12 protein-coding genes are annotated in these 13,918 nt (G+C 46.9%); 8 read left to right on the forward strand and 4 right to left on the reverse strand.

Features of this window, described 5'->3' with window-relative positions; genetic code table 11:
- Positions 1–291: 291 nt before the first annotated feature.
- From CVU62_00395 to CVU62_00410, 4 genes are all read left to right on the forward strand, one after another.
- Positions 292–699 (forward strand): Rrf2 family transcriptional regulator, encoded by a 408-nt coding sequence (locus CVU62_00395; protein ID PKN38694.1) that lies wholly within the window; start codon positions 292–294, stop codon positions 697–699.
- An 88-nt stretch (positions 700–787) separates the two neighbouring features.
- Positions 788–2,143 (forward strand): cytochrome ubiquinol oxidase subunit I, encoded by a 1,356-nt coding sequence (locus CVU62_00400; protein ID PKN38695.1) that lies wholly within the window; start codon positions 788–790, stop codon positions 2,141–2,143.
- A gap of 1 nt (position 2,144) precedes the next feature.
- A complete protein-coding gene (cydB, locus tag CVU62_00405; GenBank protein ID PKN38696.1) occupies positions 2,145–3,176 on the forward strand; it encodes a cytochrome d ubiquinol oxidase subunit II in 1,032 nt (343 codons plus the stop codon).
- A gap of 164 nt (positions 3,177–3,340) precedes the next feature.
- Entirely contained in the window at positions 3,341–4,624 is a 1,284-nt protein-coding gene (locus CVU62_00410; GenBank protein ID PKN38697.1) for a hypothetical protein, read from the forward strand.
- An 87-nt stretch (positions 4,625–4,711) separates the two neighbouring features.
- On the opposite strand, the gene CVU62_00415 is transcribed toward CVU62_00410, so the two are convergent.
- Positions 4,712–5,125, reverse strand: a complete 414-nt coding sequence (locus CVU62_00415; GenBank protein ID PKN38698.1) for a hypothetical protein — start codon at positions 5,123–5,125, stop codon at positions 4,712–4,714.
- A gap of 188 nt (positions 5,126–5,313) precedes the next feature.
- Between CVU62_00415 and CVU62_00420 the strand changes: the two genes are divergently transcribed.
- On the forward strand, positions 5,314–5,793 hold the full coding sequence (locus tag CVU62_00420; GenBank protein ID PKN38699.1) for a hypothetical protein: 480 nt from the start codon (positions 5,314–5,316) through the stop codon (positions 5,791–5,793).
- Between the two features lie 28 nt (positions 5,794–5,821).
- Complete coding sequence (locus tag CVU62_00425; GenBank protein ID PKN38700.1) at positions 5,822–6,643, forward strand: hypothetical protein; 822 nt, start codon at positions 5,822–5,824, stop codon at positions 6,641–6,643.
- Positions 6,644–6,676: 33 nt separating this feature from the next.
- Here CVU62_00425 and CVU62_00430 read toward each other — a convergent pair whose 3' ends face one another.
- The 3 genes from CVU62_00430 to CVU62_00440 all read right to left on the reverse strand — a co-directional run bounded on the left by CVU62_00430 (position 6,677) and on the right by CVU62_00440 (position 10,034).
- Positions 6,677–7,546 carry a 3-hydroxybutyryl-CoA dehydrogenase gene (locus CVU62_00430; GenBank protein PKN38701.1) on the reverse strand — a complete coding sequence of 290 codons (870 nt, stop codon included), beginning with the start codon at positions 7,544–7,546 and terminating at the stop codon, positions 6,677–6,679.
- Positions 7,547–7,627: 81 nt separating this feature from the next.
- Positions 7,628–9,712: a molybdopterin oxidoreductase gene (locus CVU62_00435; GenBank protein ID PKN38702.1), complete on the reverse strand. Its 2,085-nt coding sequence runs from the start codon at positions 9,710–9,712 to the stop codon at positions 7,628–7,630.
- Between the two features lie 58 nt (positions 9,713–9,770).
- On the reverse strand, positions 9,771–10,034 hold the full coding sequence (locus CVU62_00440) for a hypothetical protein (GenBank protein PKN38703.1): 264 nt from the start codon (positions 10,032–10,034) through the stop codon (positions 9,771–9,773).
- Positions 10,035–10,093: 59 nt separating this feature from the next.
- Between CVU62_00440 and CVU62_00445 the strand changes: the two genes are divergently transcribed.
- Both CVU62_00445 and CVU62_00450 read left to right on the forward strand, forming a co-directional pair.
- Complete coding sequence (locus CVU62_00445; protein PKN38704.1) at positions 10,094–10,828, forward strand: hypothetical protein; 735 nt, start codon at positions 10,094–10,096, stop codon at positions 10,826–10,828.
- Positions 10,818–13,904, forward strand: coding sequence for a hypothetical protein (locus CVU62_00450; GenBank protein ID PKN38705.1), 3,087 nt, complete (start codon positions 10,818–10,820; stop codon positions 13,902–13,904). The genes CVU62_00445 and CVU62_00450 overlap by 11 nt, the downstream gene beginning before the upstream one ends.
- Positions 13,905–13,918 lie beyond the last annotated feature (14 nt).

Here is a 13,918-nt window from a genome sequence, read left to right on the forward strand (position 1 = left end):
GGAATAACCAGCTTAAATTAAATTTTTCCTCTGCATCCACTTTTTTATTATGGGTCTCATAATTGTCTTCATATTTATCATGCCGGAGAAAGCGGGCATTCAGAAATTATCAAACCTTGGTTCCCGGCCTTAGCCGGAAAGACGACTGAAGAGATAACAGCTTTAGATGCGTATACTATTTTGGAACAGTTAATACGAAAGTTTTTTTGCGTCTTCCGGATATTTAAATTTAAATATCCGGAAGGTAAATATTTCTTGACAAGATATTATTTAGGATTTAAATAGTCCTATATGCTGAAGATAAGCAGGAAAACAGAATATGCAATAAGAGGCATGATTTATCTGGCCGGACAGCCACGTGACCAATTTGTCATGATTAAAGAAATAACCAAAGCAACAAAAACATCTCCTGTATTTATGACAAAAATATTTCAGTTATTAAACAGCGCAAATCTGGTTGTGTCCTCAAGAGGGGCCTCCGGAGGATTAAGATTAAGTAGAAAGCCGGAGCATATTACACTCCGGGATATTGTGGAAGCGATCGAAGGTCCGGTCATCATGAATCTTTGCGTGCTCGATAACAAATCATGCGGCTTTTCCAACGCTTGTTCGGCGCACATTGTCTGGGGAAAAATAAAGGATTCAATAAACGGCATGTTAGAAGAAGTCACACTGAAAGATATTGCGGCAGTTCCTTAAGGCTTCGGATATTTTTTTGTTTAATAACAGGATTAAAATAGTCCTGTATAAATATAAAATAATTGATTATCGAAGGGAGGATATCGGGATGGATGTTTTGACTTTAAGCAGGTTGCAGTTCGCCATCACCAGCGCTTTTCACTTTATATTTGTGCCGCTGACGCTTGGTTTATCCGTACTTATTGCATATATGGAATGGCAATATGTAAAAACGAATGACGACATATGGCTCAGAATGTCGAAATTCTGGGGTAAATTATTCCTGATTAATTTTGCGTTGGGAATTGTCACTGGAATAACGATGGAATTTCAGTTTGGGATGAACTGGGCGGAGTACTCAAAATACGTAGGGGATATCTTTGGCGCGCCGCTCGCTGTGGAAGCAACGCTCGCCTTTTTTCTGGAATCGGTATTTATCGGGGTATGGATTTTCGGATGGAACAAAGTCTCTAAAAAGATGCATGCCTGGTCGATAACGATTGTGGCTTTTGCCACCAATCTCTCCGCCTTATGGATATTGCTTGCAAACGGCTGGATGCAGAATCCCGTCGGCGCGAAACTGACACAGATAGCCAACAATCCCCTGATAAACCAGCGGGCGGAAATGGCCGATTTCATGGCCGTGGCGACAAATCCAACCGGCTGGCTGAAGTTTTTCCATACCACTTTTTCCGGATATGTCGTTGCGGCTTTTTTTGTCATGGGAATTTCCGCCTGGCATATTTTGAAAAAAAACGAGTTGCGGTTCTTCAAATTGTCTTTTCAGAAAGCGGCGGTTTTCGGACTTGCCGCGTGTCTGCTCGTCATATTAACCGGTGATTTCCACGGCCGTAATGTCGCGCGGACGCAACCGACGAAACTGGCTGCCATCGAGGCTGTCTGGGAAACACAGAAAGGCGCCGGTCTTTCCATAATTACAATTCCAGATGAGGCCAACCACAGGAACTCGGTGGAGTTTCTGACCATTCCCAAACTCGCAAGTCTGCTGTCCTACGGTGATCCGAATGCGGAGATCAAGGGGTTAAACGATTTTAAGCGGGACGAAATCCCGCCGGTCAGCACGACGTTTTACAGTTTCAGGGCAATGTCGGTTTTGGGATTCGCAATGTTTCTCATTGCTGCCATTGCCGTGTATGTCTCCAGGAGAGGAAATCTTGAAACGTACGGGAGGTTTCTCAAAGTTGTCGTCTGGTCGATACCTCTGCCATACCTGGCCGGACAATTAGGATGGATTGTGGCGGAAGTAGGCCGCCAGCCATGGATCGTTTACGGCATGCTGAAAACAAAGGACGCCGTGTCAACGTCCATTGATGTAACACAGGTGCTTATATCGCTCATTTCTTTTACTTTATTGTACGGATCACTGGGTGTCGTAGACATTTATCTGCTGGCAAAATACAGCAAACAAGGTCCAAGCGGCCGATTATTGAAAAAGGAGGCGTAAAATGGAATATCTGCAAATAACATGGTTCGCGCTCTGGGGATTGCTCTGGGCCGTATATTTCATGCTGGATGGATTCGTTCTCGGAACAGGCATTCTTCACAATTTTATCGGCAAGAACGATAATGAAAAAAAGGTCATCGTCAACACGGTCGGCCCGGTGTGGAACGGCAACGAAGTCTGGCTCATTACCGCGGGCGGCGCTACTTTCGCGGCTTTTCCAACCACCTATGCGCTGATGTTCAGTTATCTTTATACGGCTCTTTTGTTGCTGCTGTTTGCTCTGATTATCCGCGGGGTATCCTTTGAATTCCGGGGAAAGAGCAATGGCCTTCTCTGGAAATCACTATGGGATAAGGGAATACTTGCCGGCAGTTTTCTGCCCGCACTGCTCTTCGGCGTGGCCTTCGGAAATATTTTCAAAGGCCTGCCCATGGATGCAGGCGGATATCACGGTAATTTGCTTTCGCTTCTTAATCCTTACGGATTGGTCACGGGCGCTTTGTTCGTCTGCCTGTTTTTGATGCATGGAGCGCTGTATCTGTCGTTGAAAACAACCGGCGACATCCGCGAAAGAGCAAAAAATATCGTTCCCCCGATATGGTGTGTCCTTTTGGTGGTAGCTGTTGTTTTTCTGGTTTACACTTATTATGCAACCAGACTTTTCGATAATTACTTTTCTTCACCGGTTCTTTTTGCGTTTCCTCTCGTTGCCGTCGCCGGTCTTTGGGGAATCATCGTCTTTTATGCGAAAGGATATCTCTTCAGATCTTTTATGTCTTCCTGTGTCACCATAGTGTTTGTCTGTTTCACTGGAGTAGCCGGACTGTTTCCCAACCTGATTCCCTCCAGCATGGATGTACAATACAGCATGACCATTTATAACTCCTCTTCCAGTTTTCTGACGCTGGCCATCATGACAGTTGTGGCGCTGATATTCGTTCCGATTGTCATTGCGTATAAAATATGGGTGTATCGGTTATTCAGTAAACCGGTAACGATCAATGAGGTGCTTGAAGATACGGAATCTTATTAGAATCTAAAATTATACGCTGCCGTAATAATGCTGAGAATTATTTTTTTAGCATTGGACGGCAGCGTCTGCATAGATGATCTCTAAAATAAATAATTTTTGAACGTATAAAATCTAATGAAGTATGATATAATATTTTAAATTTAGGCGTTTTAATATTATCTTAAATGGAATCAATAAGCTCCCTGAACATAAAAGGTCTGCCCAAAATATATTTTGGCGCAGGTAAATTTTCCGAACTTCATACAATAATCCCTTCTTTTGGTCGTAATGTGCTGATTATTATCGGCGGTGAATCGCTGAAAAAGTCCGGCCGATTCAAGGTGCTGGCCCTGCAGCTTAATCAGGCTCAAATCAAATACAAGGTCGTATCTGTTTGGGATGAACCCACAACAGAAGGTATCGATGCCATTGCCTCTGAATTTCGGAAGATGCCGGTCAACGTTGTTGTCGCCATCGGTGGCGGCAGTGTCATTGATTTTGGTAAAGCTGTTTCCGCCATGCTTGTCGCAGATGGCTCTGTGAAAAATTATCTGGAAGGTGTCGGAACAAAAAAACCATCCGGCACAAAAATCCCGTTTATTGCCGTTCCGACAACCGCCGGTACGGGAAGTGAAGTGACAAAAAATGCCGTTGTCTGCGACCGTAAAGAAGGCTACAAAAAATCTCTCCGGCATGATGCCTATACACCTGATGTCGCCCTTGTCGATCCCGAACTGACACTGACCCTGCCCCGGCATATTACCATCGCCTGCGGACTGGATGCCGTTTCGCAATTGATTGAATCTTACACCTCAATAAATGTGGACGTTTCTACCGATTCACTGGCCTTAAAGGCGCTTTTGGGGGCGTCAGAAAGTCTGCTTCCTCTTGCTCTCGGGCAAAGCAATGATATCTCTCTGCGTTCGAAAATGTCCTATGCAGCGTTGGTTTCGGGAATCAAATTCAGCCGGTCCGGGCTTGGCGCGGTACACGGTATTGCCGGACCAGTGGGCGGACTCTTCCCGATACCGCACGGCATAGCCTGCGGAAAGCTCCTGTTTCCGGTAATGACTTTTGTGATAAAAAAAATTGTTGATGAAAAGAATATCGCCGCCCAAAAGCGCTTTGCCGATATCGGAAAAATATTCACAGGTGAAGCAGGTGGTGACGATATCTTTTATTGTGAGACTCAAATTTCAAAAACGAAGTGCATTGAAATTTGCAAGTCGAACAATCCCGCTATAAGCGGAGGGTATAATAATAATAATGATGATGATTATACCCGTGGCTGCAAACAATTCCTAAGCACTCTGGACAAATGGACACGAACGCTGAAGCTCCCGCAGCTCTCCCGTTTCGGCATGACGGCCGCTCATATGGAAAAAGCCATTGCCCTTGCTGATAGTAAAAACAGCCCGGCCATTCTTTCCAAAGAAGAAATGAAAGTCATTCTGGAAGTCGTCCGGTAATAAATATTACTTCCTTGATTTAACCTAATGGACACCATGGCCCGCCGGAATAACATCCCGCGTATGCGGGACGGGACTGACAAGTGGTCAAGGGCAACTGAACACTGCACAAATTTGTTTCCATGGACAGCGGGTTTTACAAAATTCCAGCGGTGCCTTTTCCCTGATGAGTGCAATCAGCGCCCTTAGCGTTATCTCTTCCCCGTAAAAAATACCTAGCCCTTTTAGTACTTTCGCATCCCATTTTTTGACTTCTTCTTCATTGCCGAAAGGGTTCTCGCAACGGTTATTTTTGCACTCTGGACAATAGTCGCAAAGTTGGTCTGGCCCATCTGTGACGGTAACAATCAAGTCACTTTCCGATTGTGTAAGTTCTTTCATTCTATTTATGGCGCAGGCAAATTCTTCTCCACGCACAATACTCTCCAAAGGCAGAAACCTGCCGCAAAAAATATGATGCGGCCGCAATCTTAATGTTCCCGGATTTTCACTAAAAATCATACGCAATCTTCCTTTTAAATTTCCTTCATGACTTGTCACTTCCTATCATAAATTTTCCTCCAGGGGAAAGAGAACGTTAAAATTTTTCACTAGTTTCTTGACATACATGACAGCTCTTTCTATACTCACTTAAACAAAAAGATACCATCATTTTACGTAAGTGAAATCTGAACTATCTCGCCGCTAAAATGGAGAAGATTTTTATGAGTGATAACCGGTTCGTTGGAACTTGGAAACTGAAATCCGTGATGAAAAAATCATCGGCAGGGACTGTAAGCAAACCCTTTGCGGATTATCCCCTCGGATACATATCCTATATGCCAGACGGTTTCATGCATGCAATCCTGATGAAGTCTGAAAGGAATCCTATCGGTGTGCCCCCGGAAGAGCTCATCGATGCCGCAAGCACGAAAAAGCTGTTTATATCCTGGCGATATATAAAGGCAGGCATAAGGTATTTAAAAGCAATGACATCTTTTGTGTCTTATTGCGGCACTTACGAAATTCGCGAGGACACTGTTGTGCACCGGGCAAAAGCCGCTACGGTTCCCGACTGGATTGGAACTGATCTTTCACGCAAGTTTGTCTTTGGCGAAAATACGCTTACCCTTACAGCCCATGATAATGCGGGAAATGTCATGGACCTGATCTGGGAGCGTGTTTTATGAAACAAAACAAGTTTAAAGAGATTTGATTATGAAAAGATGTCCTCATTGTCGGGAAAGGTTTCAGGATAATGTTTCTGCATGTCTTTACTGTGATGGACCACTTGAAACAATAGAGCCGCTTCGAAAAATAACTCCTGTTAAACAGAATAAAAAAGAACAAAGTGACACAAAAACAGAGAAAAAGTGGAAGGAGTTCTGTATTCCGATCATAACAACTATTATAGTCGCCGTCATTCTATTTACAATTTCACAAATAAAACACCTCAACAAAAACACGGAACAATTGACCGAAATTAAGTCAATGCAGATTGATGCGCATGATGCTTCAACATCGGTACGTACTTCAATATCAGAACCTGCATTATCTCCAGACCCTCTTAAGGCGCTTACTACCGCCATTAATTTGTACAATAATGCCTTCGCTCTGTGCTCCAGCGGTAAATGTACCGATCCCCAGAAGGCCATCGAATACTTGGATGAAGCAATTAAACTTAAACCGGATTTCGCCGAGGCTTACAACATCAGAGGTAATGCTGATGGTGACCTTGGACAGCATCAGCGTGCCATCGAGGATTACAACGAGGCTATCCGCCTGATACCCCATTATGCTCGCGCCTACTACAACAGAGGTCTTACTTACAGCAACCTTGGTCAACATCAGCAAGCTATTGAGGACTATAACGAAGCTATTCGTTTAAACATTGAAAATATAAGTGTCTACCACAACAGAGGGAAAGCTTATTTTACTCAGGGTAAAAAAGAGCTGGGCTGTCGTGATGCGCAAAAGGCATGTGAATTAGGAGACTGCAAGTTACTGGAAGATGCTAAAAACAAGAAAGATTGTCCCTGAAACACGTTCTTATCAATTCAGGATAATGTCGTATTATTTCCCCCCTGTATAATCGTAGAATCCCTTACCGCTTTTCATTCCCAATTCTCCGCGATCCACGTACTGTTTCAGCAGATCGGCGCTTTGCTGCGCGTTTTGGTCGTTCCGTTTGCGCGCCCAGAAATCGGTAATTCTCCATACGGTCTCCAAACCGATATAATCCATTAATTCGAATGGACCTAGTGGCATGGCGGTAATTTCTTTCCAGGAGCGATCGACATCTTCGGGTGACGCAATATCCCGCGAAACCAGGTTCAACGCGGCCAGCAGCCAGGGATTGAGAAGCGAATTAAACAGGTAGCCTGCCTTCTCCTGTTTGAGAACGATGGGTGAATGCCCGATTAATTCGCTGAAACGCCGTACGGTTTCCACCGCTTCGGCGGAAGTACCGGAGTGCCCCATTACGTCAACCAGTTTAAAACCCGGATGAAAATGAAAGGCGAGAAAGCGGTCGGGCCGGCCGGTTTTATCGGCATACATCGACGGCACCAGAGACGATGTGTTCGTGGTAAAGATCGTGCGCTCCGGGCATACCTTGTTTAGCTCTCTAAAAAACTCTCCTTTAATGTCCGGGTCCTCCGGAATCGATTCGCTGACCAAATCAATATCCGCGCCGGCAAACGCCAAGTCCGTTGTGGTTGTAATATTATTTTTGAATAATTCGGCTTTTTCTTTCGGTATCATACCGTTCGCCGCCATTTTATCGATCTTCTTATTCAGGCTGTCCGTCGCCTTAACCAGAAACTCATCCTTAATGTCATATAAGACCACCGCAAAGCCGTTTGTCACGCAGGACAGGCCGATGCTCTGCCCCATGGTTCCGGCTCCGGCAATAAGTATTTTCTTAATATCTCCAGCTTTCATATTGCTCCTCTTCTCACTTTCTAATACGAAATTTCTCTGTTTAAATTAATCAAAACAAGCGTTCGTATATAAGAAATTTGATTAAATTTTCTCCACCCTGCATAAAAGCGCCTTGATCGGCACTGACGCAGTGACAGGACAGAGAGATGTGTCATCAGTCAAAATATTTATATTCAACGTCTCCCAGCCGTTCTCAACTCCATACCAATATCCATGCGGCGAATGGACAACTCTGGGATCGATATCCTCAAAATAACACGTCTTGATTCTGATTTTACCTCTGGGAGAAGCTAGGTATACCCATTCGCCGTTCTCCACGTTCAGTTCTTTTGCTGTTCGTGGATTAATCTGCAATTCAGGATCAGGTGAAAGTTTCTTGAGTGAAGGAATGTTCCGATATGATGAATGATAATATACCACATTCCTTCCACCGGTGGTCAGGATTAGGGGATATTCCTTTAACAAATCCGGCGAACTAACGGGGCTCTCGGCAGGTTCCCTGTAATTCGGCAAAGGCGAAATATTCAGGCCTTTAAGATACTCGGCATATAGCTCGACCTTGCCTGAAGGGGTTCGGAACATGCCATTTTTTTCGTAACTCCTATATGTCAACGGTACGGAAATTTTTCCGATTTTTTTAAATTCTTCGAATTTAATGCCGATAGGCTCCAAACGATAATCAAGCGTTTCTTTAATGGACTTCCAGTATCCGGCAAGGCCCATCTTCGCGGCAAGATCAACAAGAATCTGTTTCTCATCAAGACAATCAGGCTGAGGCTCGACCGCTTTTTGCTGGCAGATTACGTAATTTTTCATCAGCAAATCTTCGACATCGTCACGCTCGCTCCAGTGAGCGGGCGGCAGAACAACATCGGCCAGTTCTGTTGTCGGAGTATGAAAATAATCCACCGAAAAAAGAAAATCCACCGAACTCAGAACATTTCTTACTCTGTACGAGTTGGGATATGCGCAGACGCTGTTATTGGCAAAAAGTCCTACCGCTTTTACCGGATACGGTTTATTTTCTTCAATGGCGGGCCATACGCACTGCGGCGGAACCGGAATATATATATACGCAGTCAGCGGATATTCCTGTATACCCAGTTTTTTCGCGGACTGTTCCTTCGGCAGATTCATATATGCGCTGTAATCAGAACCGTAGCAGCTCCTTTTATGCGTGGGTGGCGGACATTTAAGGTTTCCACCGGGAATTTCAAGATTGCCTGTTATTGCACTTAATATAGTCAATGCACGCGCCAGATCAAAGGCGTCATTGGCCTGGCACACTCCGCCCATTCCGGGACCTATACAGGCTGGTTTTGTTTTGGCAAAGGTCAATGCTGCTGCTTCAATCTCTTCGTGAGAAAGCCATGTTATCTCAGAACAACGCGCCGAAGTGTAACCAGCAACGTGTTCTTTCAACTGATCGAATCCGGTTGTCCATTTCTCCACGAATTCTTTATCGTATAATTCATTTTTTATTATGATATTTATAAAGGTAAGAGCAAGGGCTACATCGGTCCCCGGCCTTATTCTTAGCCAGTGATCGGCTTTCTTTGCCAGTCTGGTACCTCTCGGATCTACGACGATCAGATTCGCCCCGTTCTTCAACCCCTGACGGATATCATACATATACAATCCGGGCCATGATTCTTCCGGATTATGGGCCCACAGGAGAATGCATTTACTTGATGCGTAATCCGGATCGACCAGACCAAAAGCAACCGTAGCGGCACTGCCCATCACGATCGGACCACCGCTCATATTGGAAGGCGCCATAAAATTAGGCGATCCGAACAACGCCAGGAACCGATTAAGATACGGAGCAAGGCCGCGGGTCGTGCCTGTTCCAAAAACCACAGATTCCGCACCCCATTTCTCTCTGCTCGTCAGAAGCTTCTCGGCAATTATATCCAGAGCCTTATCCCATGACGCCTCTTCAACCTGGCCGCTTTTTTTGTTCGTTCTTACAAGAGGCTTTCTTATGCGGTCAGGGTGATAGATTATCTCCATGCATGCCCTTCCCTTTGGACAAATATAACCGTGGCTGAAGGGATGGTTTTTATCTCCTTTAATCCCGGTCACTCTTCCATTCGTAACGTCCAGTATGACGCCGCAGCGTGAATGACAATCAAAACAGATGGTTTTTATAGTTTGCAAGCTCATAATGTTCCTTTTCAAAATGTAATTTAATATTATAACAATCGAAATTTCAAGAGGATAATTAATTGCAGTGCCCTATTTCCCCCGTAGCGAAAAGCCGGTTTAGAAAATCCTTTAAAATACCTTGACGATCAACGCCTTGCATACGCGGTATCTTTTCGTCCCCATTGTAAAAACGATCTGTTAATATAATTCCCTGTGAATTGGCAAGGCTTCCAATCCCGCGTCGCTTCGCTCCTGGGATAATTCCACTAACGTTTCGAGCTTCACTTCCCTTGCTCTCAACGAGTATCATTATATTTTGGAACCAAGATTCCCTTGACATAGAAGACAGCGTTTCCTATACTTTTACGCATAAAAGGTAGTTTGCATCAAAGGGAAACCATGCCAAATATCCAGTTTTTTGCCTTGGCAGAAAGTGTCTGTAAAAAGTTCAATCTCCCGCCTATTCCTTTTCCTGTCCGTCAGGGCCGCGAAAAAGATATTTTTAATCCTCAGGGTGTAGCTCTGGATATTCTCCTGGATGAACTGGAAAATTATTTAATTGAACATCCCGAAGAGCGCGTCTTCTTCAAAGACGCAGGCTCGCGGCTTGCTTCGATTGAAGGCATCCGGCTGGGAGAGGAAGGATTCCACGATCTTGCCGCGCACTATTTTGAACTGGGGCTGGCGCTTGATGAGGAGAATCTTGCTCTTCGATCCAATTACGCTCTGGCGCTCCAGAGCGCCGGCCGCAATCAAGAGGCAATGCGTCAATACAGATATCTGTTGCAGCAGCCGGTCATCTCCATCCAGCCCTTGATTTGGATTCTGGCCGCCCGGCTCTTTCTGGATGCCGGCGATCCGGTCACCGCTTACCAAGTCCTCAAACACTGCGCATCCTTTATGCCGGTGGATAATGAATTTTGGGAGCTTTTCGCCGAAGCCAAAGAACGGGCAGGCGTTAAGCCGTGGATCGCACCCGGGCAAAAGAAATTAGCGGACAAAGCGATGAAGGCGCCAATTCCGGCGCAAAAGGAAAAAGAGAAAGTTTCCGCTAAGAAAAATTTCTGTCCTGCCTGCGGAAAGCCGGTCAAATCCGATGCCAAATTTTGCGGGAGTTGCGGCCATGCGCTTTAAATCAAAAGCCCTCCTCTTTCTTTTTTTAGTCATCACACTGTCCGTGAGTTTTGCCGGACATAATACAGCCTTTGCCCTGGTTGCCCAAACCACAGGAAAAACCCTTTTGGATGCCCTGCCCCAGATCTCCGACATGCCGGACGGTTATCATTTTGATAAAAGAGAAGGAGAAGGTTTCCACGATTATAGTGCGCAGTCGAGCAACTCATACTCGTTTATCACCGGAAAAAGAACCTACTCCTGGACGAATAAGAACGGAATGAGTTTCACTGAATACGACTTTATTAGAGTGGCGTCTTATGGCAATTACCGTGAAGGCATTAATGATTCATACGCCGAGTGGTCGCCTGAAAAATTTCGCGCTCTTCGTCTGACATGGGGTGAAAAAGGACACAGCATTAAACCATACGAAGGCCTGCCGGGCGGGGTTATCGAAGAACATACGGAGGTTGACTCATACGGCTCCGTCAACATATTTACCAGGATATATTTCTGGAAAAGCCGTGAATGCAACGGGGATATTTACATCCAATATCGCGTATCCAACTCATACCGTAATACCCGACCATCGTTCGAGGAGCGAGTCGCCGCGGCCAAGGCTTTCTGCCGCCCCCAAATCGAGCGTTTGGCCAAGCTGATTTACTCGCGATTACCGGAGGGCACCGGCAGCAGCAAGGAAGATGTTTTTTCAACTCCTTCCGGCTCTGAAGGTTCACAGCAGGAACCTCTTTCTGCGGAAGCGACACTCCTGGCCGTCGCCGGGGGTTCGATGGTGATGGCACTGGGCGCCTTCTTCCAGCTTTTGGGAATGGGTGGTCTTCAGAATATAACCGACGTTCGCGGTCTGATCGAAAGTCTTTTGAGCTCTTCATCGACGGATGCCGATCTGGCGGAAGCGGAATCGGCGCTGCGGGACATGCAGACGGCAAAGGAAGCGCAGGTCGTGCCCAAAGAACCGGAGACGGCTGCCGTTGTGCAGCCGGTCATACCCGACCCGATTCCCCCGGGTTTCGAGTACCAGGGAAAGGTCTGGTATCAGCCGCCGTGGGACACGGGCGGACCTTACTGGATGAGCAAATCCGACTATAACGCAATGCGCTCGATGATGCGTCAGGGCATGGTCTGGTCGGATCGTTGGGGTTGGGTAGATCCGGCGGAAGGCAAAGCCATGGAGTCCCAGCGCGCGGCAGCATGGGATGAATATAAATCGAACACCGATCAGGATATAAAAGCTTTAACGGACAAGATTGACGAATCGCAGAAAAAACTCGCCGACATCCGGGAGAATCTGGACGAACTGGATAAGATCGAAAAGATGAGAGAGCGCCTTGCCGAACTGGAAAGACAGCGGGTGTTGGACAACTCTTTCGCGACGCAATTAAGTGAGACATGGGAAAATTATGAAAAAGGCGTGAACAGAGACCTCGATGCCCTACCCGGTGATTTGGGAAGACTTGCTCTCTCTGCCGCGCGAGAAATCAGGGATACAACAGGCCAGTTGATTACGGCGGCTGGCGACACGGCCGAGGATATTTACAGAGAAGTAACCGACGTTGACAATTACAAAGCCGTCGGTCAGGCGGCGGTGGATACAGCCAAACAACTGATTCTTCATCCGGTGGATGCCTCTGTCCAGGTGGGTGATACTGTTAAAGCCGCGGGTAGAGGAGCCCTGAAAGCCGCGGGTGCTGTCGGCAATGTGGCGGTGGCGATTGCTTCCAACCCGATCGGGTTTGCGGAAGCCGTGATCGGAATCGACAACTGGAAAAAGGTGGTTGATCCGAATGTCTCCGTCGGCGAGCGTGTTGTCCGCGCCTTGTACGGTGCCGTCGATGCCAGCCTCAACTTCGCCTCCGGCGGAACCAAGGTCGCGGTGGAAGGCATGGAAGCCGGAATTGATGGAGTCAAGTTGATTAAAGGAGCGGAAGCCGGTGCCGATGCGGCCAAAGCCGCCAAAGGCGCGGAGGCGGTCACTGATGCCGCAAAAGCCGCCCATGGTGCGGAAACAGCCTCTGACGCCGCCAAAATTACCGCCAAACTGGATGACCCGGCGCGTGTAAAGGCCTGGGAAGCCGGTCGTATGGCCGGTCAGCAGAAAGCGGATAAGCTGGCAGATGCCTTGAAGAGCGGCGATGCCGGTGACATAAAGAAGGCTCTGGTCGAGTGCCAGAAAGACAAGCACGCCATCCAGTCGCTCAACAAAGGGGACGATTCCATCAAACTGGCCTACAACCAGAAAATGAAGGAGCTTATCACCGATGATGTGGATCAGGTGATGAAGGAAAAGATCGCCCAGCGTTATGGCGTAGATCCCAAGGATGTGGAAATTGTCAAGCCTACGAATCCGACCGCCAAACCGAAGGTCGGCAGTGATCTTGATTTTACCGTCAAAGTGAAGGCCAAGCCCGGCGAGATTGTCGCTGATCCGAATAATCCCGGAAAATTCATCAAGGTCGAACCGGGAGATGTTCTCACCAAGGATGTTCCCGTAAAAGACGCACAGCAAATATATAATCGCGAACTGTACAGCAAGGTAACCGGTGAGCCGATCCCGACCGATCCGGAAAAGTTCAAAGCTTTTCAGGCCGAAGCCGACAATCTGGCCCATGACATGGACCATGTGGCGGGACATCGTGTCGGCACGGAATCCTACGGCGCGTCGCAGAAGGATCTGGATGTCATCCTGCAAAAATCCGGCGGACAATTTACCGATCCCGAGCAGGCAGGAAAGTTGGCTTCCTTCAAATCCAATCATCTTTATCAGCAGGCAGAAAACATTGCCAAGGTCAATCCGGGCAAGGCCGAAGCGCTAATCTCTGATGGCATGCGGCAGACCACCAAGCAGTATAGTAATTTGATTGAAACGCGAGTGAGCGCGTTGCAGAGCAAGGGCATCGACGTTGCCGTTGATCCGCGCCTGACCAAAGCGGTGGATATTCTCAAACAGGTAGAGAACACCGGTATGGCCCCGGCCAAGGCGGAAGCGTTGCTTAAAGCACAATTAAACATGTCCAAAGATGATGTAGCCAACATGCTTGGCACGCAGCTGGCCAAGTTACATATGGTGAAAGCGTAATGATGAAGAGGAAA

This window comes from Deltaproteobacteria bacterium HGW-Deltaproteobacteria-2 (genome assembly GCA_002840505.1).
In the GTDB taxonomy this organism is placed as follows: Bacteria; Desulfobacterota; Syntrophia; order Syntrophales; family Smithellaceae; genus Smithella.